This window comes from Paracoccus marinaquae (assembly GCF_018860165.1).
In the GTDB taxonomy this organism is placed as follows: Bacteria; Pseudomonadota; Alphaproteobacteria; order Rhodobacterales; family Rhodobacteraceae; genus Paracoccus; species Paracoccus marinaquae.
On record NZ_JAHKNG010000005.1, the window covers coordinates 13,345 to 33,647 of the forward strand.

General features: G+C 66.4%; 21 protein-coding genes and 1 pseudogene. 15 read left to right on the forward strand and 7 right to left on the reverse strand.

What is annotated here, in order from left to right:
* Positions 1–87: 87 nt before the first annotated feature.
* A complete protein-coding gene (locus KNW02_RS04540) occupies positions 88–831 on the forward strand; it encodes a porin family protein (RefSeq protein ID WP_252733448.1) in 744 nt (247 codons plus the stop codon).
* 159 nt (positions 832–990) lie between these two features.
* On the opposite strand, the gene KNW02_RS04545 is transcribed toward KNW02_RS04540, so the two are convergent.
* Complete coding sequence (locus KNW02_RS04545; protein WP_216032090.1) at positions 991–1,308, reverse strand: DUF1476 domain-containing protein; 318 nt, start codon at positions 1,306–1,308, stop codon at positions 991–993.
* 125 nt (positions 1,309–1,433) lie between these two features.
* On the opposite strand from KNW02_RS04545, the gene purC reads away from it, so the two are divergent.
* The 10 genes and pseudogenes from purC (at position 1,434) to KNW02_RS04595 (ending at position 10,544) form a co-directional block, all read left to right on the forward strand.
* Positions 1,434–2,195, forward strand: coding sequence for a phosphoribosylaminoimidazolesuccinocarboxamide synthase (purC, locus tag KNW02_RS04550; protein ID WP_216032091.1), 762 nt, complete (start codon positions 1,434–1,436; stop codon positions 2,193–2,195).
* Positions 2,196–2,206: 11 nt separating this feature from the next.
* Positions 2,207–2,446: a phosphoribosylformylglycinamidine synthase subunit PurS gene (gene purS / locus KNW02_RS04555; protein ID WP_216032092.1), complete on the forward strand. Its 240-nt coding sequence runs from the start codon at positions 2,207–2,209 to the stop codon at positions 2,444–2,446.
* An 80-nt stretch (positions 2,447–2,526) separates the two neighbouring features.
* Positions 2,527–3,327: an ABC transporter ATP-binding protein gene (locus tag KNW02_RS04560; RefSeq protein ID WP_216032093.1), complete on the forward strand. Its 801-nt coding sequence runs from the start codon at positions 2,527–2,529 to the stop codon at positions 3,325–3,327.
* A gap of 25 nt (positions 3,328–3,352) precedes the next feature.
* On the forward strand, positions 3,353–4,075 hold the full coding sequence (locus KNW02_RS04565; protein ID WP_216032094.1) for a transporter substrate-binding domain-containing protein: 723 nt from the start codon (positions 3,353–3,355) through the stop codon (positions 4,073–4,075).
* 56 nt (positions 4,076–4,131) lie between these two features.
* Positions 4,132–5,010, forward strand: coding sequence for an ABC transporter permease (locus KNW02_RS04570; protein WP_216032095.1), 879 nt, complete (start codon positions 4,132–4,134; stop codon positions 5,008–5,010).
* A complete protein-coding gene (locus KNW02_RS04575) occupies positions 5,007–5,831 on the forward strand; it encodes an ABC transporter permease (RefSeq protein WP_216032096.1) in 825 nt (274 codons plus the stop codon). The genes KNW02_RS04570 and KNW02_RS04575 overlap by 4 nt, the downstream gene beginning before the upstream one ends.
* 5 nt (positions 5,832–5,836) lie before the next feature.
* On the forward strand, positions 5,837–7,168 hold the full coding sequence (locus KNW02_RS04580) for a glutamine synthetase family protein (protein ID WP_216032097.1): 1,332 nt from the start codon (positions 5,837–5,839) through the stop codon (positions 7,166–7,168).
* Between the two features lie 299 nt (positions 7,169–7,467).
* Entirely contained in the window at positions 7,468–7,623 is a 156-nt protein-coding gene (locus KNW02_RS04585; RefSeq protein WP_216032098.1) for a hypothetical protein, read from the forward strand.
* Positions 7,620–8,587 (forward strand): annotated as a pseudogene (locus KNW02_RS04590) (IS5 family transposase). The gene KNW02_RS04585 and the pseudogene KNW02_RS04590 overlap by 4 nt, the downstream one beginning before the upstream one ends.
* A 346-nt stretch (positions 8,588–8,933) precedes the next feature.
* A complete protein-coding gene (locus KNW02_RS04595) occupies positions 8,934–10,544 on the forward strand; it encodes a DUF1254 domain-containing protein (RefSeq protein ID WP_216032099.1) in 1,611 nt (536 codons plus the stop codon).
* Positions 10,545–10,595: 51 nt separating this feature from the next.
* On the opposite strand, the gene moaA is transcribed toward KNW02_RS04595, so the two are convergent.
* Complete coding sequence (gene moaA / locus KNW02_RS04600; protein WP_252733449.1) at positions 10,596–11,627, reverse strand: GTP 3',8-cyclase MoaA; 1,032 nt, start codon at positions 11,625–11,627, stop codon at positions 10,596–10,598.
* Between the two features lie 107 nt (positions 11,628–11,734).
* On the opposite strand from moaA, the gene KNW02_RS04605 reads away from it, so the two are divergent.
* A complete protein-coding gene (locus tag KNW02_RS04605; protein ID WP_252733451.1) occupies positions 11,735–12,271 on the forward strand; it encodes a hypothetical protein in 537 nt (178 codons plus the stop codon).
* Here KNW02_RS04605 and KNW02_RS04610 read toward each other — a convergent pair.
* Positions 12,259–12,933 carry a DNA alkylation repair protein gene (locus KNW02_RS04610; protein WP_216032100.1) on the reverse strand — a complete coding sequence of 225 codons (675 nt, stop codon included), beginning with the start codon at positions 12,931–12,933 and terminating at the stop codon, positions 12,259–12,261. The genes KNW02_RS04605 and KNW02_RS04610 overlap by 13 nt on opposite strands.
* A gap of 116 nt (positions 12,934–13,049) precedes the next feature.
* Between KNW02_RS04610 and aroA the strand changes: the two genes are divergently transcribed.
* Positions 13,050–14,381 carry a 3-phosphoshikimate 1-carboxyvinyltransferase gene (aroA, locus tag KNW02_RS04615; protein ID WP_216032101.1) on the forward strand — a complete coding sequence of 444 codons (1,332 nt, stop codon included), beginning with the start codon at positions 13,050–13,052 and terminating at the stop codon, positions 14,379–14,381.
* A 35-nt stretch (positions 14,382–14,416) separates the two neighbouring features.
* Here the strand turns inward: aroA and KNW02_RS04620 are convergent, their stop codons facing one another.
* From KNW02_RS04620 to KNW02_RS04635, 4 genes are read right to left on the reverse strand one after another with little or no spacing between them, the layout of a single operon-like run.
* The gene (locus KNW02_RS04620) at positions 14,417–15,928 is read right to left on the reverse strand and encodes a tripartite tricarboxylate transporter permease (protein ID WP_216032102.1); all 1,512 of its coding nucleotides are present in this window, start codon (positions 15,926–15,928) and stop codon (positions 14,417–14,419) included.
* Between the two features lies 1 nt (position 15,929).
* Positions 15,930–16,361, reverse strand: a complete 432-nt coding sequence (locus KNW02_RS04625; RefSeq protein WP_216032103.1) for a tripartite tricarboxylate transporter TctB family protein — start codon at positions 16,359–16,361, stop codon at positions 15,930–15,932.
* Complete coding sequence (locus KNW02_RS04630; protein WP_216032104.1) at positions 16,358–17,323, reverse strand: Bug family tripartite tricarboxylate transporter substrate binding protein; 966 nt, start codon at positions 17,321–17,323, stop codon at positions 16,358–16,360. Before KNW02_RS04630 ends, KNW02_RS04625 begins: the two co-directional genes overlap by 4 nt.
* Positions 17,324–17,356: 33 nt before the next feature.
* On the reverse strand, positions 17,357–18,037 hold the full coding sequence (locus tag KNW02_RS04635) for a GntR family transcriptional regulator (protein WP_216032105.1): 681 nt from the start codon (positions 18,035–18,037) through the stop codon (positions 17,357–17,359).
* A 78-nt stretch (positions 18,038–18,115) separates the two neighbouring features.
* On the opposite strand from KNW02_RS04635, the gene KNW02_RS04640 reads away from it, so the two are divergent.
* Together KNW02_RS04640 and KNW02_RS04645 are read left to right on the forward strand one after the other, a co-directional pair.
* Positions 18,116–19,069 (forward strand): hydroxymethylglutaryl-CoA lyase, encoded by a 954-nt coding sequence (locus KNW02_RS04640; RefSeq protein ID WP_216032106.1) that lies wholly within the window; start codon positions 18,116–18,118, stop codon positions 19,067–19,069.
* Positions 19,062–20,264, forward strand: a complete 1,203-nt coding sequence (locus tag KNW02_RS04645) for a CaiB/BaiF CoA transferase family protein (RefSeq protein WP_216032107.1) — start codon at positions 19,062–19,064, stop codon at positions 20,262–20,264. The genes KNW02_RS04640 and KNW02_RS04645 overlap by 8 nt, the downstream gene beginning before the upstream one ends.
* Positions 20,265–20,303 lie beyond the last annotated feature (39 nt).

A 20,303-nucleotide genomic window follows, 5' to 3' on the forward strand; every position in this document is an offset into this window, starting at 1 on the left:
GCATCTCCATACGGGAAGCGACGATCCCCGGCGCCTCGGATGCGTCCTGCCGGGCGGTGATGCGCCGCGCAAGATGATGAGGGGAACATGATCAATTGCAGTTGGCAACGCGCCTTGCTTCTGGCGGCGGCGCCGTTCGCTGCCCTGCCGGCCTTCGCTCAGGACAGCGACTGGGACTTCGATGTCAGTATCTACCTCTTTGCCGCCGAGACTGACACCTCGGCGGCGACGCCGGCGGGAACAATCGATTCGACGCTGAGCTTCAGCGATGCCCTCTCGGATCTGAAGATGGGGTTCATGGGGGCCTTCGGTGCCAGCAACGGTCAGTGGAGCTTCGTGCTGGACTATCTTTATTACGATCTCGGGTCGGATCTGGCGGTCAAGGGGCCGAGGGTCACGGCAGGAAATGCCGATCTGACAATCCAGATCATGAATGGCTATGCCGGCTATCGCATCTATGACAACGGGACGACGAAGGCCGATCTGGTCGGTGGCCTGCGGTGGTTCGATGTCCAGAGCGACCTGTCGCTGACGACGGCAGCCGGTGCCTTCAACCGTTCGGACGATACGTCCTGGACCTTCGGTCTGGTGGGGGCGCGGCTGCAGCAGCAGCTTGCCCCGCGCTGGCAGGGAACCGTTTTCGTCGATTACGGCGGCTTCAGCAGCGACGACCAGACCTGGCAGGTGCTTCTGACCGCCGATTACGCGATCAACGACGATTGGGCGGTGCGCGGCGGCTATCGCTATCTGGCGGTCGAGCATGGGACGGACAGGGGCGATTTCTCGTTCCGGCAGTCCGGGCCGGTGCTGGCCGCCGTCTACAAGTTCTGACGGATCGGCCTGCCCGGCAACGGAAAGCCGCCCGGATCATGGTCCGGGCGGCTTTCTGATCCTGCCGATCGCCTGCGGCCGCGCCTGCCCGAAACCGCGGGCAGATGCAAAAAAGGCAAGGCGTGGCCCTGCCTTTTGTCGGCAATGCCGGCTGTGCGCCTACTTGCCTTCGTTGATGACCTGCGCGCGGGCCTCGACCAGCAGTTCGGCCATCCTGGTCCGGATTTCCGTGGCGCTGGCATGACCTTCCAGATCCCCCGCCAGCTTGCGGAACACGTCTTCCTCGCCCGGCTCGGCGAAATCCGAGGTTACCACGGTCATCGCATAGTTGCGGGCCGCCTCGCCGGTCTTGCCCAGCAGTTCCGCCGCCCATTCGCCCAGCAGGCGGTTGCGTCGGGCCTCGGCCTTGAAGCGCAGATCGGCATCATGGGCGAATTTTGCCTCATGGGCGCGTTCACGGTCGTCAAAGGTGGTCATTCATGGCCTCCTGTTGCAGTTCCCCCCGATATGCCCATTGCGGGGCGCTGCCGCAAGCCTGTATTGCCCCCCGACCCGGTTCTGCGCTAAGCGCGGGACAACCAGAGGCGAAAGGACGCAAGCCCATGGCACCGCGGCGCAAGAAAATCTACGAAGGCAAGGCCAAGATCCTTTACGAAGGCACCGAGCCGGGCACGCTGGTCCAGTATTTCAAGGACGATGCGACCGCGTTCAACGCCCAGAAGAAGGCGGTGATCGAGGGCAAGGGCGTGCTGAACAACCGTCTGTCGGAGTTCTTCATGCAGGGCCTGACCAATATCGGCGTGCCCAATCACTTCATCCGCCGCATCAACATGCGCGAACAGCTGATCCGCCAGGTCGAGATCGTCCCGCTCGAGGTGATCGTGCGCAACTTCGCCGCCGGCTCGCTGTCCAAGCGGCTGGGGCTGGAGGAAGGCACGCTGCTGCCGCGCCCGATCGTCGAATACAGCTTCAAGAACGACGAACTGGGCGACCCGATGGTCAGCGAGGAATATATCATCGCCTTCGGCTGGGCCAGCCAGCAGGATCTGGACGACATCGTGTCGCTGGCGCTGCGCGTCAACGATTTCCTGTCGGGCGTCCTTTACGGCGTCGGCATCAAGCTGATCGACTTCAAGATCGAGGTCGGCCGGATCTGGGACAATGACTTCATGCGTCTGATCGTCGCGGACGAGATCAGCCCCGACAGCTGCCGGCTGTGGGATCTGAAGACCGGGCAGAAGCTGGACAAGGACGTGTTCCGCCGCGATCTGGGCAGCCTGACGGATGCCTATACCGAGGTCGCGCGCCGTCTGGGCCTGATGCCGGCCAATACGACCAGCCTGAAACCGACCGCGATCAACTGAAGGACAAGCCGATGAAAGCCCGCGTCACCATCATGTTGAAGGACGGTGTTCTGGACCCGCAGGGAGAGGCGATCCGCCACGCGCTTGGCGGCCTGGGCCACAAGGGGGTCTCGGGCGTCCGTCAGGGCAAGCTGATCGAACTGGATCTGACCGCGACGGACCCCGAGGCCGCCCGCTCGGAGGTGGCCCGCATGTGCGAGGGATTGCTGGCCAATACCGTGATCGAGAAATATTCGATCGAGATTGCCTGACGCTGGGGAAAGGGCCGGGATCGGCCCGACGGCGACACAAGACCGTTGCAAATGCCGCACGATTGACGCCCAATGCGCCGATGGACAGTCCGAACCAAACGCCTGACGCCGATACGGTCCCGGTCATCGAGATTCGCGGCCTGCACAAGGCCTATGGATCGCTGGAGGTCATCAAGGGCGTCTCTCTGACGGCGCCGCGTGGCCATGTCATCAGCCTGATCGGGTCCTCGGGATCGGGAAAATCGACGCTGCTGCGCTGCTGCAACCTGCTGGAAGACAGCCAGCAGGGCGAAATCCTGTTCGATGGCGAGGCGGTGCGCTGGACGGGGCAGGGGCTCGAGCGCCGTCCCGCCGACCGCGCGCAGGTGACGCGCTTTCGCACCAACCTGTCGATGGTGTTCCAGCAGTTCAACCTGTGGTCCCACATGACGATCCTGCAAAACGTCATGGAGGCGCCGGTCACCGTGCTGGGCGAGGATCGGGCGACGGTCGAGGCCCGCGCCCGCGAATTGCTGGCCAAGGTGGGCATCGGCGACAAGTGCGAGGCCTGGCCGGCGCAACTGTCGGGCGGCCAGCAACAGCGCGCGGCCATCGCCCGCGCGCTGTGCATGCAGCCCCGGGCGCTGCTCTTCGACGAGCCGACCAGCGCGCTGGACCCCGAATTGCAGCAGGAGGTGGTCAAGGTCATCAAGGATCTGGCGGCCGAGCATCGCACCATGATCATCGTCACCCATGACATGCGCCTGGCCAATGATGTCAGCGATCATGTGGTCTTCCTGCATCAGGGCGTGATCTGCGAGGAAGGTCCGCCCGACCGTGTTTTCGGCGCGCCGCAGAGCGATCGGCTGCGCCAGTTTCTCAGCGCCACCATGGCTGTCTGATTTCTACCAACGGGAGAGTAACATAATGAAAAAACTGATTGTCGCCGCCGCCGCTCTGGCCCTGACCGCAGGGATGGGCCTTGCCCAGACCGTCCGCATGGGCACCGAGGGCGCCTATCCTCCGTATAACTTTGTCAATGATTCCGGCGAGATCGACGGGTTCGAGCGTGAACTGGGCGACGAGCTGTGCAAGCGGGCCGGACTTGATTGCACCTGGGTCAAGAACGATTGGGACTCGATCATTCCGAACCTCGTGTCGAGCAATTACGACACGATCCTGGCGGCGATGAGCATCAATGACGAGCGCAAGGCGGTGATCGCCTTCACCCAGAACTACCTGCCGCCGGCGCCGTCCTCCTATGTCGCGCTCAGCGAGGACGCGGATCTGGAAGGCGGCGTGATCGCCGCGCAGACCGCCACCGTCCAGTCCGCCTATATCGCCGAAACCGGGGCGGCCCTGATCGAATTCGCCAATATCGACGAGGTTCTGGCGGCGGTTCGCAATGGCGAGGCCGATGCGGCCTTCGGCGACAAGGAGGTCGTGCGGCCCTATGTCGATGAGGGCGAGGACCTGATCTTCGTGGGCGAGGATGTCGGCCTTGACGAGGGCATCGGCATCGGTGTCCGCCAGTCCGACACCGAGTTGCGCGAAACGCTGGACGCCGCCATCGGCGAGATGAAGGCGGATGGCAGCCTGAACGAGATGATCAAGAAGTGGTTCGGCGAGGACGCGCAGATCCACGAATAACCTGAAACCGGCCGTGCGCCCGCACCCTGCGGGCGGCCGCCGAACGGTGCCTGCCGATGTTCGCCCAATGTGCCGATCCCGCCTCGCTCGAGGGGTTTGCCTGGCTGATGTGCTATCTCACATCGGGCAAGCACATGCTGTTCTATGCCAGCTTCGGCACCGTGCTGCTGTTGCTGGCGGTGACCGCGCCGGTGGCGCTGCTGTTCGGCTTCTGGGGGGCGATGGCCTCGCGCTCGCGTCTCTTGCCGCTGCGGCTGTTCGGTACGGTCTATACCTCGATGGTGCGCGGCATTCCCGACATCATCTTTTTCCTCTTCGTGCCCATCGCCCTCGATCAGGGGCTGGAATGGCTGCGTCACAAGGCCCTCTGCGACAGCGATGCGCCGGTGCGGCAGGGCAGTGATTTCGTCGTCTGCGCCGCCGCCAAGCTGCCGCTCTCGACCAGCCCGCAATGGGTGCATGAGGCCTATGGCTTCGCGCTGGCCGTGGTGGCCTTCGCCATCGTCTTCGGGGCCTTTGCCGCGAACGTGCTTTACGGCGCCATGCAGGCCGTGCCGCGCGCGCAACTGGAAACGGCCGAGGCCTACGGCATGAACCGCCGCCAGGTGACCCGCCGGGTGCTGATCCCGCAGATGTGGACCTATGCCATTCCCGGCCTGTCGAACCTGTGGATGATCCTGATCAAGGCCACGCCGCTTCTGTTCCTGCTGGGGGTCGAGGACATCGTCTACTGGGCGCGCGAACTGGGCGGCGCCAAGAGCAGCGCCTTCAGCTATCCGCATCCCGACTGGCGGCTGTACTACTTCCTCGCCATTCTGGCCTTCTACCTGCTGATGACCTGGGGGTCGGAACGGGTCATTGCCCGGCTGACGCGACGGTTGTCGGCGGGGCAGGCGACGATGGCGGGCGAGGCCCTGCGCAAGGGGGCGGCATGAGCTGCGCGCAGACGATCTCGGACTATGCGCTGCGTGCCATCGGCATCGGTCCGCGGCTGCTGCCGCGCTCGGATTTCGATCTGTGCCAGCAATTCACGCTGATCGGCTCGGGCCTGATCTGGAACCTCTATTTCGCCTGTCTTGCGCTGTTCTTCGGCTTTTTCCTCGCCAATGCGCTGGCGCTGGCCAAGGCCAGCACGAATCCCTGGCTGCGAAAACCGGCCGAGGCTTTCATCTTCGTGTTTCGCGGCAGCCCGCTGTTCATCCAGTTCTTCCTCGCCTATGAGGCGATGGTGATGCTGCCCCGCGCCGGGATCGAGGTCTTCGGCTTCACCGTGGCGACCAGCTGGCTGACCAAGGCCTGGGCGGGGGCGCTGATCGTGCTGGTGCTGAACACCTCGGCCTATGCCGCGCAGATCTTTCACGGCGCGCTGATGTCGGTGCCCAAGGGCGATATCGAGGCCGCCGACGCCTATGGCCTGACCGGCTGGGCCAAGTTCCGGCGGGTGATGTGGCCGACAATGCTGCGGCTGGGCTGGCCTGCCTATACCAATGAGGCGATCTTCCTGTTCCACGCCACGACGCTGGTCTTCTTCTCCAGCTTCCCGGCTTTCCAGCAGCGCGGCGACAGCCTCTATTACGCCAACTACTTCGCCGACAAGACCTTCAACCCCTTCGTCGCCTATCCTATCGTCGCCGGGTATTTCATTCTCTGTACCCTGATCCTGATCGCGCTGTTCGGAACCGTGAACCGGCGGCTGAACAGGCATCTTCCCGGTGCGGCGGGTCGGCTGAAATACCGCCCGCAACTGCTGAGGTGACCGCCATGGAATGGCTGCGCCAACATCCCGACGTCAAGACCATCCGCGTCGCCGCCGCCGATCTGAACGGCGTGGCGCGCGGCAAGCGCATCCCGGCACGCTTTGCGCACAAGCTGGTCGATGAGGGCACCAAGTTTCCCTATTCGGTAATGAATCTCGACATCTGGGGCGAGGATATCGAGGACAGCCCGCTGGTCTTCGATTCCGGCGATCCCGACGGGCTGCTGCTGCCGACCGAGCGGGGCTTCCTGCCCATGCCCTGGCTGGACGCGCCGACTGCGCTGATGCCGCTGTGGATGTTCCATCCCGACGGCCGCCCCTATGAGGGCGATCCGCGGCAGGCGCTGGCCCGCGTCGTCGACCGCTACCGGGCCGCCGGGCTGCAGGCGGTGGTGGCGACCGAGCTGGAATTCTTCCTGATCGACGATTCCGGCCGCACCCTGCGCGTGCCGCCCAGCCCGCGCTCGGGCAAGCGGCGCACCGGCGGCGAGGTGCTGTCGCTGCGCGCGCTGGACGCCTTCGACCAGTTCTTCTCGGCGCTCTATGACGCCTGCGAGATGATGGACATTCCCGCCGACACCTCGATCTCCGAGGCCGGGCCGGGCCAGTTCGAGATCAACCTGATGCACCAGGCCGATCCGCTGAAGGCCGCGGACGACACCTGGCTGTTCAAGATGCTGGTGAAGGGCGTGGCGCGGCAGTTCGGCTTTGCCGCCAGCTTCATGGCCAAGCCCTATGAAGCCTGGCCCGGCAGCGGCATGCACATGCATTTCTCGGTTCTGACCGAGGACGGGCGCAACATCTTCGACAATGGCGGCGACGAGGGGACCGAGGCCCTGCGCCATGCTGTCGCCGGCTGCCTGCGCGCCATGCCCGGCTCGACCCTGCTGTTCGCCCCGCATGAGAACTCCTATGACCGGCTGGTTCCCAACGCCCATGCGCCGACGGGCATCGGCTGGGCCTATGAGAACCGCACGGCGGCAATCCGCATCCCCTCGTCCGGCCCGAAGGCCCGGCGGATCGAGCATCGCGTCGCCGGCGGCGATGTGAACCCCTATCTCACCGTCGCGGCAATCCTCGGCGCGGCGCTGAACGGCATCGAGGATCGCATCGAGCCGCCCCCGCCCTTCAAGGGCAACGCCTATGACAAGAAGCTGGAGCAACTGCCCGGCGACTGGGGTGCTGCGATCGAGGCTTTCGCCCTATGCCCCGAGATCCGCCGCATCTTCCCCGCGCATCTGATCGAGAACTACCTGATGACCAAGCGGCAGGAACTGCACTATATGGCCGAACTGTCGGATGAGGAGACGGTCGAACTGTATCTGGATACGGTGTGATTGTGTTCCGGCCGCTATAATGCTTCCCTTCGGCCGGGTTTTCTTCCTTTTTGGCAACCATATAACTGCCACTGGATCGCGCGTCCTGACATTTTCACAGTGAAATCAATAGACTGACCTTGCCAACGGCAACGCTGTCTCGCGGTCTGTTCTTCTGGTCCGGTGCCGAGCGCCGTCATTGACGCCTGCGCCGGGCCGCGCCATTCCTTCCGCCAACCCGGGTTTCTGATTTCAACACGCCGCCAGCGCCCCTGTCGCCCGGCGGCACGGCGTCCCTTGGCGCCGGGAAAAGGAACCCCATGCCCCGCATTCCCTTCATCGAAGCGCGCTTCTTCGACCCTGACGAGACGCGCTGCCATATCGAGCAGCGCCTGCTTGCGCATCGGCGTTGTTGGAAAAGTCTTTGTGGTGAAGGGTTCACTCTCTGGATCGATGGGGTTAAGAGGCTTGTATGAACAAGCCTGAACCCGCCCGCTACCGCACGACGAACTGGAAATCCTACAACGATGTGCTGAAGCGGCGAGGTTCGTTGCTGGTCTGGCTTGACAAAGACATGGTCTGGTTGGCCCCCGAGGCTGGTCGCCCGGGTCGCTCGCCAGTGTTCTCCGAGGCCGCTGTGCAATTCTGTCTCATGGTGAAGGTTCTGTTCGGCCTTCCGCTTCGGCAAATCGAGCCATGGAAACGCGACTGGTCCGAGTGACCATGGCGAGGGGGGATGGCGGCCAGCATCATCAAGATGGCTGGCCTCGACTGGCCGGTTCCCGACTTTTCGACCCTGAGCCGCAGGCAGAAGACAATCACGGTGCAGATCACGCACCGCCGCGCGCCGGGCCCCCTGAACCTGCTGGTTGACAGCACGGGGATCAAGTTTCTCGGCAATGGCGATGGTTGGCCCGCAAGCACGGCACCGATCGCCGGCGCCAATACCGCAAGGTGCATCTGGCTATCGACACTGCCACCGGCGACATCCGTGCCGCGGAGTTTACCCCAAGCCGGGAAGGCGACAGCCCCGTTCTGCTGCACCTGCTGGACCAGATCCCGCCCGATGAGCAGATCGGCACCGTGACCGGCAATTGAGCCTTCGATACCCGCCGATGCCACGCTGCGATCCTGGATCGCGGTGGCACGGCAATCATACCAATCCGCAGGAACGGCCGCCTCTGGAAGGAGGACCCCGGCCGCCAGAGCCCGCAATGACATTCATCGGGCGACCAGGCGCTTCGGCCGGGCGACCTGGAAGGCATGGTCCGGCTACCATATCCGAAGTCGGATCGAGGCGAGAATGCGATGCTTCAAGTCCTTCGGCGAACGCATCGCCTCAAAAGACCCCGACCGCCAGACCGCCGAGTCCACATCCGTGTTGCACTCATGAACCGCTTCAACGTCCTCGGCACTGCCGAGATTGAACGCCTGGCATGAATTTGGCGGGGAAAGGGGGTTCCCGGCCCGACCCTGACTTTTGCAACAATGCCGCTGCGGTGCGCCCGTCTATATTCCTCCTTTCCCAAAATAGAAGGGAAAGAAGGTTGAGTGGACATCTAACAGGGCAAGGACAGACGAAGCCGCCCGCTGGGGGGCGGCGGGGCGTCGGGTATCAGGGATCTGGCGCAATATGGATGGTGAATTGAAGGGCCGGATCCATAAAATGTTTGCACTGACCGGTTCATGATCCGGGATGGCGGCGGGCCGCCGTCGGACCTGCGCGCAGGCCGAGGCGCCGTCGAAGGTATCAGGACCGCCAGAGAAATTTCAGAGGAACCGAACGATGATCCGCCGAATCCTAATCAGCAGTGCCGCCCTTGTTGTCGCGGCGAATGCCGGCCTCGCAGAGGTCTCGACCGAAACCATCGAATCGCTGTCGGCGCCGGACAGGATCGAGACCCGCGCCGGAACGCTGGAATTCCGCGACGGTGTGCCGACAGAGGACGCGACGCGGGCCATCTATGACACGCTGGATTTCACCCGCGCGCTGAATGCCTACAACAACAGCTTTCGCGGCGCCTCGGCGCTGGCCATCGTCAAGGGTGTTCAGGACATCGGCGCCAAGCCCGGCGATGTCGTCATCTTCTCGGACCTGATGGATTCCAGTTCGCTGTTTCTGACCGCGAATGCCGACACGGTCTATTACTTCACCGGGCTTGACCTGAGCAAAGGCCCGATGGTGATCGAGCAGCCCTCGGGCGGCATCGGCACGATCAACGACATGTGGTTTTCCTGGGTGATCGATATCGGCGCGCCGGGGCCGGATCGCGGCCTTGGCGGGAAATATCTGGTCGTCGGCCCCGATTATGCCGGCCCGCTGCCCGAAGGCGGCTATTTCATCGCCCGGGCGAAGACGAATTTCGCGATCTATGCCTCGCGCGCCAATCTGGTCGGGAACGACCCGAAGCCGGCGGTCGAGAACATCAAGCGCAACATGAAGGTCTATCCCTACCAGCCGGGCGCCTTCGGCACCAGCATCGCCCAGGCCCTTGAAGGGGCCGTGGGCGTCGCCGGCGAGCCGAAGATCCCCGAGATGGTGTTCATCGAGGCCTCGGGCCGTTCGTTCAACACCATCCCGCCCAGCGATATAGGCTTTTTCGAGCTGATCAACGAGAACATCCAGAACGAGCCCGCGACCAGCTATGACCCGGAACTGGCCGGCCAGCTTGCGGCGATCGGGATCGTCCGCGGCAAGCCCTTCGCGCCCGACGAGCGGATGAAGAAGATCCTGTCCGATGCCGCCGCGGTCGGGCAGGCGACGGGCCGGGCGCTGAACTGGCGCTATGCGATGAAGCATCCGGAATGGGCCTATTACGAAGGCTCGCATTGGGGCAACATGCTGTGGGAGGGCGGGGCCTATTTCGAGACGCCGCCGCCGCTGTTCGAGCAGGGCATGTTCAAGCCTCTGCCGCCGACCGGCGCCCGCACCCTCGATTCCCGCGCCGCCTTCTATTACGGCTATACGCTGGATTCGCCGGGCATGATCATGCGCATCCCCGGCGTCGGCTCGCAATATCTGATGGGGTTCCTCGACGCGGAGGGCCAGCCCTTCGACGGCGCCAAGACCTACCGGATGGTGCTGCCGAAGGACATTCCCGCCGCGGCCTTCTGGTCGCTGACGCTGTATGACAACCAGACGCGATCGATGTTGCAGACGCCGCAGAAATATCCCCGGGCCGGCAGCCAGAGCTATCCCTCGCCGGCGGCGGAGGCGGCCGGCGACGGCAGCACGACGATCTATTTCGGTCCCGACCAGCCCGAGGGCGTGGCGCGCGGCAACTGGATCCAGACCGATCCGGCGAAGGGATGGTTCACGCTGCTGCGCCTTTACAGCCCGCTGCCGTCCTTCTTCGACAAGAGCTGGCGGCCGAGCGAGATCGAGAAGGTCGAATAGGTCAAGGGACCCGATCCGCGCAGGCGGCGGCCTGGCCCTTGCGGACCGGGCCTAGCCGCCGGTATGGCTCATGTGGCGGGACATCTGGCCGGCGACGGTCTGGCGCGAATAGTCGAAGTCATGGCCCTTGGGCTTGTGGGCGATGGCGGCGCGGATCGCCCGGTTGAGGGGCGCGTCATCGGCGCTGTCGCGCAGCGGTCCGCGCAGGTCGGCGCGGTCCTCCTGCCCGAGGCACATGAACAGGTCGCCGGTGCAGGTGACCCGGACCCGGTTGCAGCTTTCGCAGAAATTATGCGTCAGGGGCGTGATGAAGCCGACCTTCTGGCCGGTCTGCTCCAGCCGCACATAGCGGGCCGGGCCGCCGGTGCGTTCGGCCAGATCGGTCAGGGTGAAGCCCCGGGCCAGCTGCCCGCGCAGATCGCTGAGCGGCCAGTACTGGTCCAGCCGGTCCTCGTTGCCGAGATCGCCCATCGGCATGACCTCGATGAAGGTCAGGTCGTGCCCCTCGTCGCCGCACCAGCGGACCAGATCGAACAGCTCGTCGTCGTTCACGCCCTTCAGCGCGACGGTGTTGATCTTGACCCGCAGCCCGGCGGCACTGGCGGCGCGGATGCCGTCGAGCACCTGCGGCAGCCGTCCCCAGCGGGTGATGCGGGCGAATTTCGCCTCGTCGAGCGTGTCCAGCGAGACATTGACGCGGCGCACCCCGCAGTCGGCCAGTTCGGCGGCGAAGCGGCCAAGCTGGCTGCCATTGGTGGTCACCGTCAGCTCGTCCAGGCCCTGGCCCAGATGGCGCGACATGGCGCGGAAGAAGCCCATGATGCCGCGCCGCACCAGCGGCTCGCCGCCGGTGATGCGCAGCTTGCGCACGCCAAGCCCGATGAAGGCGGAACAGAGCCGGTCGAGTTCCTCCAGCGTCAGCAGTTCGGCCTTGGGCAGGAACTGCATATGCTCGGTCATGCAATAGACGCAGCGGAAGTCGCAGCGGTCGGTGACCGATACCCGCAGGTAGGTGATCGGCCGCGCAAAGGGGTCGATGAGGGGGACGTTCGCCGCAAGTTCCATGCCCTCCAAGATAGGCATGTGTCGGCCCGCACACAAGCCGCCGCCGATCACGCAACCACAGGTGGACGCCGGCCCCGGCCGCGGTCTAGGCTGGCCGCGACGATCATGTTCAGGGAGCGTCCTTCATGCAGATGTTCAGGAACGGCGCGGCGATGGCGCTTGTCCTTTCGGCCCTTGCGGGCTGCAATCCCGCCGGGGTGACGGCGACCGCCAGCCGCCCCGCCGCCACGGCCGCCGCGGCGGCCGAGCCGGGCAGGATCGACACCGCGCTGACGCCCGAACAGGTGACGGCCGCCGCCGCCATCACCCGCGCTCCGGCGCCGAAGGCCGCCGCCAAGGCGACCGCGGCGCAGCTGGACACCACCACCGCGGCGCAGAAGACCGCCGCCGCCGAGGCCCCCGCCGCGGTCGAGACGAAGCTGGGCACGACCGTCGCCTCGCTGGGCGATCCGACCGAGGGCGGGTTCTGGATCAAGACGCCGCTGGTCAAGACGCGCGGCATCGGGCGGATCGTGAACCCGGTGAACGGCAAATCCGCCAAGGTCGACCTGATCCCGCTGGACGGGCCGGCGGGGGGCGGCAGCCAGGTGTCGCTGCCGGCGCTGCAGCTGATCGGCGTGTCGCTGACCGATCTGCCGACGATCGAGGTCTATAAGTCCTGAACCAGCCTCGCGGCCTCGCGCCGCGCGAAGGGCTTCATCCGCGCCCCGTGCCGGTCGAGGAAGGCGCGGACCCGGGGCGCGTCGCGCCGCGACAGGTCGCGCAGCCACCAGGCGACGGCCTTCTGGATGAACCATTCGGGCTCGCCCGCCAGCCGCGCGGCCCAGCCGAGGATACGCTCGCGCCGGTCCAGATCGACGGACTTCGGGTTATTCATCTTGGCCCAGGGCAGGGTGCCGACCAGTACGGCCCGCCGCGCCCAGGGGTTCGGGTGGTCAAGCCAGGTCTCGACCTCGTCCAGCCGCGCGGGATCGGCGACCAGCCGCTTCTGCCCGGCGATCATGGCCTGATCGGCGATGGCCCAGCCGTCGAAATCGGGCACCCATGAGGCGATCAGCCGCCAGACCGCCGCGTCGGGCCGGATGCGCGCCTGGGTCAGCAGCTTGGCGGCCGCGATCCGCGCCTCGTGCACATCGCTCTGCCACAGATCGTCGGCCAGCGTGATCCGGCCGTCGAGGTCGCGGTCGGACCGCCAGACCTTCACCAGCGCGTGAATCTGCGGATTGGTCACGCCCAGATACAGCCGGCCGGCCTTGTGATAGCCGGCCATCTTTGCGGCCCTGTCGGGATCGGCCAGATCGGCCAGCGCATCCAGTTCGGTCATCTGCGGTTCCTTCTTCACGCGCCGGTTCTAGGAACTGGCGGCGGCGGGCTCAAGAAGACGGTGGCAGCGCCATGACGGGGGCGCTAGAAGGGCCGTGCAATCCAGAAGGTGTCTCCATGTCGCATTCAGCCGAACCCCGTCCGATGACCTCGCGCCGCAGCAATGCGCTGAAGGGTGAGGCGCTGGTGCCGGGCGACAAGTCGATCAGCCACCGGGCGCTGATCCTTGGCGCGCTGGCGGTGGGCGAGACCCGGATCACCGGCCTTCTGGAGGGCGAGGACGTGCTGGACACGGCCAAGGCGATGCGGGCTTTTGGCGCCCAGGTCGAGCGTCTGGGCGAGGGTGAATGGTCGGTGCACGGGGTCGGCGTCGGCGGATTTTCCGAACCCGAAGGGGTGATCGATTGCGGCAATTCCGGCACCGGCGTGCGGCTGATCATGGGGGCGATGGCGACGACGGCGATCACCGCCACCTTCACCGGCGATGCCAGCCTGTCGCGCCGGCCGATGGCGCGAGTGACCGATCCGCTGGCGGAATTCGGCGCCGAGATCACCGCCCGCGAGGGCGGGCGCCTGCCGATTACCATCCGCGGCGCCGAGGATCCGGTGCCGCTGCGCTATCGCACGCCGGTCGCCAGCGCCCAGATCAAGTCGGCGGTGCTGCTGGCCGGGCTGAACGCGCCGGGCGAGACGGTGGTGATCGAGGCCGAGCCGACCCGCGACCATTCCGAACGCATGCTGGCGGGCTTCGGCGCGCGGATCCGCGCCGAGACCACCGCCGAGGGCCATGTCATCACCCTGACCGGCCGGCCCGAACTGCGCGCCCAGCCGGTTGCGGTGCCGCGCGATCCCTCGAGCGCGGCCTTTCCGGTGGCGGCGGCGCTGATCGTGCCGGGATCCGGGATCCGCGTGCCGGGGATCAGCCGCAACCCGACGCGCGACGGCCTTTACGTCACCCTGCAGGAGATGGGCGCCGATATCGCCTTCGAGAACCCGCGCGAGGAAGGCGGCGAGCCGGTCGCCGATCTGGTGGTGCGCCACGGGCCGCTGAAGGGCGTCACCGTGCCGGCCGAGCGCGCCGCCAGCATGATCGACGAATTCCCGATCCTGTCGGTGATCGCGGCCTTCGCCGAGGGACCGACGGTGATGAACGGCGTCGCCGAATTGCGGGTGAAGGAAAGCGACCGGATCGACGCGATGGCGCGCGGGCTGGAAGCCAATGGCGTCAGGGTCGAGGAGACCCGCGACAGCATGACCGTCCACGGCATGGCGAGGGTGCCCGGCGGCGGCACGGCGGCCAGCCATCTGGACCACCGCATCGCCATGTCCTTCCTGGTCCTCGGGCTGGCGACGGAACACCCGGTCGGCATCGACGACGGCGCCCCGATCGCCACCTCGTTTCCGGACTTCCTGCCGCTGATGCGGAAGCTGGGCGCCGATCTGGGCTGAGCCGGCGGGCTCGGCGCCGGGATCTGCCCGGCGGATCAGTCGCCGGGCGTTTCGAGCCGTGAGGGGATCGCGGAGCCGCGCCGCGACAGCCACAAGGACAGCACCAGAAAGCCGGCGGTCAGCAGGTAGATGACATTGGCGATGGGGCTTTGCAGCAGGATGGTGAAGTCCCCGCCCGAAATCGACAGCGCCCGGCGCAGGTTGTTCTCCATGTCCATGCCCAGAAGCAGGCCGAGGACCACCGGCACCAGCGAGAAATCCAGCTTGCGCAGCACGAAGCCGAGGATGCCGAAGCCGACCATCACCAGAAGGTCGAAGGCGGCATGCGTGATCGCATAGACGCCCAGATAGCTGATCGCCACGACCAAGGGCATCAGCCCCCATGCCGGCAGGCCGAGGACGCGGGTGAACAGGCCGATCAGCGGCAGGTTCAGGATCAGCAGCACGAAATTCGCCAGATACAGCGCCGCGACAAGCCCCCAGACCAGATCCGGGCTGCGCTCGAACAGCAACGGCCCGGGCTGGATGTTCAGCGAGATCAGCATGGCCAGCATCACCGCCGTGGTGCCCGACCCCGGCACGCCGAGGGTCAGCATCGGGATCAGCGCGCCGCCGCTGGCGGCGTTGTTGCCGGCCTCGGGGGCGGCGACGCCGCGCGGATCGCCATCGCCAAAGGTGCCCTTGTCGCTCAGCCGTTTCTCGAAGCTGTAGGACATCACCGCCCCCAGCGAGGCGCCGGCGCCGGGCAGGATGCCGGCGATGAAGCCGATGACCGAGCCGCGCAGCGAGGCGCCGATCCCCTCTTTCACCCGGGTCAGGCGCGGAAACACCCGGCCCGGCGGGACCAGACCGCCGCCATGCGCCTTTTCTTCAAGGAAGAACAGGATCTCGGACAGGGCGAACAGCCCGACCAGCGCCACGATCGGATCGAAGCCGTCATAGAGGTTGAAGCTGCCGAAGGTATAGCGCGCCACCCCGGTCGAGGGGTCGAGGCCGACAGTGCCCAGCATCAGCCCCAGCAGCGCCGCCAGCAGCGTCTTGCGCGGATCGCTGCCGCTGATGCCGCCGATGGTGGCGAAGGCCATGACGTAAAGGGCGAAATAATCCGCCGGGCCGAAATAGATCGCGGCCTTGGCCAGCATCGGCGCGAACAGCGTCAGCCCGATCGTGGCCAGCGTTGCGCCGATGAACGAGGCCACGCCCGAGATCGCCAGCGCATCCGCGGCCTGCCCCTTGCGGGCCATCGGATAGCCGTCGAGCGTGGTCATGATCGCCGGCTCGTCGCCCGGAATGTTCAGAAGGATCGCGCTGATCCGCCCGCCATACATGCAGCCGTAATAGACCGCCGACAGCAGGATCATCGACGAGGTGGCATCCAGCCCGAAGGCGAAGGTCAGCGGGATCAGGATCGCCACGCCATTGACCGGGCCCAGGCCAGGCAGCGCGCCGATCAGCGTGCCGGCGAAGCAGCCCGCGACGATCAGCACCAGATTGATCGGCAGGGCGGCGACGGCGAACCCGTCCCAGAGCAGCGAAAGAATGTCCATGTCAGCCAAACCATGAGCCGATGAGCGGCAGGGGCAGGCCCATCAGCCGGTCGAACAGCAGATAAAGTCCCGGTGCGGCCAGCGCGGCCATCAGCAGCCCGCGCAGGGGCGGCGCGCCCATCAGCAGGCCCAGCCCGAGGATCGCGGAAAATGTCGCCGGCACGAAGCCGAAAGGCTCAAGCAGCAGTGCATAGCCCAGCAGGATGGTGATGGCGGCCGCCTGCCGCAAAAGCCCCGCGCGCCCCGCCCAGACCGCGTCATGCCGCGGCCAGATCAGCAGCGACAGGCCAAGGATCACAGCCGGAATGCCGATCACGCGCGGGAAGATTGCAGGCCCCAGCGGATCGCCGAAGCCTGCGGTATATCCTGCCGACAGCCAGACATAGCCGGCCGCCAGCAGGAAGAAGAACAGGCCCGAGAGCCGGTCGCTCACTGAATGACCCCGATCTCGCGCGAGATATTGGCCATCTGTTCGTTCTGTTCGGCGACATAGTCGTTGAACTCGTCGCCGCCGCGCCAGATCGGTTCCAGCCCGCTGGCCCGGGCGGTTTCCTGCCACGCCGCGCTGTCATAGAGCGTCTTCAGCTTCTCGACCCAGGCGTTGTAATCGTCATCGCTGACGCCGCCGCCGGTATAGAAGCCGCGCCAGTTGTAGCCGGTCACCTCATAGCCCTGCGATTTCGCCGTGGGCAGGTCGGGGAAGGCCGAGATCGGCTCGTCCGACAGCACCGCCAGCACCCGGATGTCGCCGGATTCGACAAAGCCCTTGATCTCGCCCAGATCGGTCGAGACGAGGCCGACCTGGCCGCCCATCATCTGCGTGACCGCCGGGCTGCCGCCGTCGAACTGCACCCAGCGGATCTGCTCCAGCGCCTCGACGCCGCCGGCCTCGGCCAGCAGCAGCAGGCGGATATGGTCCCAGCCGCCGGCGCCCGAGGACCCCGAGGTGACGACCGAGGTCGGGTCTGCCTTCAGCCGCCCCAGCAGATCGTCCAGCGTCTGAATGTCGCTGTCCTTGGCGACGGCGATCACGCCGACATCGGCCCCCAGCATCGCCAGCCAGCGCATCTGGTCGACGCCGCCGGGATATTTGCCCTGCGCGATCTGGGTGATGCCGACGGTCGAGGTGGCGACCAGCAGATCGCCGTCATCGGCGCGCTTGCCGGCGACATTGGCGAAGGCCACGGCGCCCACGCCGCCCGGCATGTTGGTGACCTGCACATTGCCCTCGACCAGCCCTTCCGCCGACAGCAGCCGGCCGACCTCGCGGCAGGTGAAATCCCATCCGCCGCCGGGATCGGCCGGCGCGATGCATTCCGCCGCCATGGCCGGCACGGCGAACAGCATCGCCGCCCCCAGCCCCGCAGCCCTCAGTCCGCTCAGTTTCAGGATCATCCTTGTTCTCCCTGGTTGTTGGATGCTTGTCTCTTATCGCCCGATCACGCCACGGCGGCCCATGAAGCGGCGGGCGTCCTCGATCGTTTCCAGTACTTCCTCGCGCACCGACGCCGAATGGGCAAGCACGGCGCGCGCCGCGCCCTCGCCGTCGCCCGCGCAGATCAGATCGAGGATCTCGCTGTGTTCGCGATGCGTGACCTGCCGCCCCTCGGCCGAGGAAAACGTCAGCCAGCGCGCCCGCAACGCCCTGAGGGTCACGTCCTGCATCGCCGCGACGATGCAGCGGTTGCGGGACAGGGCGGCGCAGCGGACATGGAAATCCAGCGCCATGTCCAGCCAGCGTTCGGGCGTGAACTCGTCATGGCTGAAATTGATGCTGTTGCGGATGGCATCGGTTTCCTCGGGCGTGGCCAGCCGCGCGGCCAGCCGTACCGCTGCGGGCTCGACGATGTCGCGGCAGGCGAAGGCCTCCTCGATCTCGGCCACATCAAAGGGCGCGATGGCATAGCTGCGCCCCTCGCGCACCACCAGCCCGTCGCGCAGCAGGTGGAACAGCGCCTCGCGGATCGGCGTGCGCGAGACCTCGAACTGCTGTTCCAGCGCGCGTTCGCTGACCGGCTCGCCCGGCAGCAGTTCCAGCGACAGGATCGCGAAACGCAGCCTGGACAGCAGGTCCCGATCCTCGCCGTGATGCGCGGCAATTGCGGTCATTGACGCCTCCCTTGTTGCTGGTATACCAACATGGAATTCAATTGCAACGCCATTTGTCGCCAGCAAGGGGAGGACAGGATGGGCCGCAGGATCGCGGGCTTTCCCGAACAGGCCGTCATCACCGAGGTCGGCCCGCGCGACGGGCTGCAATCCGAGCCGGTCTTCGTGCCGACGGCGCAGAAGATCGCGCTGATCCAGTCGTTGCTGGATGCCGGGCTGCGGCGGTTCGAGATCACCTCCTTCGTCTCGCCCCGCGCGGTGCCGCAGATGCAGGACGCGGCCGAGGTGATGGCCGCCTTCCGCCAGCGCCGGGACGCGCATCTGACCGCGCTGGTCCCGAACACGCGCGGCGCCGCGGCGGCGATCGAGGCGGGGGTGGATGCGATGGTGCTGTTCGCCTCGGCCTCGGAAAGCCACAACCTGAAGAACGTGAACCGCCCGCGCGCCGAATCGCTGCGCGGCTTTGCCGAGATCGCGAAGCTGGCCGAGGGCACGGGCGTGGCGCTGCAGGGCGCCATCGCCACCGCCTTCGGTTGCCCCTTCGAGGGCGATGTGGCGGTGCGGGCGGTGGTCGATCAGGCCAGGGCCTACCGCGACCTCGGCATGCGCTTCATCACCCTTGGCGACACCACCGGCATGGCCACCCCGGCGCTGGTGATCGAATGGCTGCGGGCGCTGACGACTGAACTGCCCGATGTCGATTTTTCGCTGCATTTCCACAATACCCGCGGCGTCGGGCTGGCCTGCGCCTATGCCGGCCTGTCGCAGGGTGCGCGGTATTTCGAATCCAGCATCGGCGGTCTGGGCGGTTGTCCCTTCGTGCCGCGCGCCACCGGCAATGTCCCGACCGAGGATCTGGCCTATCTGTTCCACGAATCCGGCGTCGCAACGGGCACCGATCCGGATCTGCTGATCCGGGCCGCGCAACTGGCCGAGCGGATCATCGGCCGCGAATTGCCGGGCCAGATCATGAAGGCCGGCCCGCGTCTGAGGACCGCCCCCATGGACAGCGTGAGGACCGCCAATGGCTGAGATCCCGAACGGCCCGCTGGTGGGCCTGCGCGTCATCGACCTGACCCGCGTGCTGTCGGGCCCGTTCTGCACCATGATCCTGGGCGATCTGGGCGCCGACGTGGTCAAGATCGAGCCGCCCAAGGGTGACCCGGTGCGCGGGCAGGGCACGATGACCGACGGCCATTCGGGCTATTTCGCCGGCTTCAACCGCAACAAGCGCTCGGTCGTGCTGGATCTCTACAGCGAGGCGGGCAGGACGGTGCTGCGCCGCCTGCTGGCGGATGCCGATGTGCTGGTCGAGAATTTCCGCCCCGGCACATTGGACAAGCTGGGCCTGAGCGCGGCCGCGCTGAAGGATCTGAACCCGCGCCTGATCGTGGCCAGCGTGAACGGCTATGGCAGCACCGGCCCCCATGCCGACCGCCCGGCCTTCGACTTCATCGCCCAGGCGATGAGCGGTTTCATGGGCGTGAATGGCGAAGCCGACGGCCCGCCGATGCGCGCCGCCCCCCCGATCAGCGATCTGGTGGCGGGCATCTATGCCGCGGTCGGCATTCTGGCCGCCGTGATCGGGCGCGACGGGACGGGCAGGGGCCAGACGGTCGAGGTGGCGATGGTCAACGGGCTTCTGAGCCTGATGGCCTATATCGCCTCGGAATATTTCGCCACGGACAGGGTGCCGCCGCGCACCGGCAACGATCATCCGCTGGTCTATCCCTACGGGCTGTTCCGCTGCTCGGACGGGCAGATCGCGGTGGCCAATTCGCATGACCAGATCCTGCGGCGTTTCCTCGATACGCTGGATCTGGGCTGGGTCATGTCGGACCCGCGCTATGACAGCAACCCCAAGCGCATGGCCGCCCGCAACGAGCTGCGCGATCTGATCGACAGCCGCATGGCCGGCAAGCCGCGCGACCATTGGCTGGAGGTGCTGAACGTGGCGGGCGTGCCCTGCGGCGTGGTGCAGGATCTGGGGCAGGTCGCGGCCGACCCGCAGATCGCCGCCCAGCAGATGGTGATCGAGACGCCATGGCAGGACGGCCCGTCCTTGCGGGTTCTGGGCTTTCCGATCAAGCTGGGCGGGACGCCCTGCGCCATCCGCCACCCGGTCCCGCGCCTCGGTGGCAACACGGCCGAGGTGCTGGCGGCGGCCGGCTTCAGCGCCGAGGAGATCGCGGGTCTGGCCGCGTCCGGCAGCATCGCAACGGATTGAGCCGCAATCGCGGGGCCGGATGGCGCGAATCCGACGGCC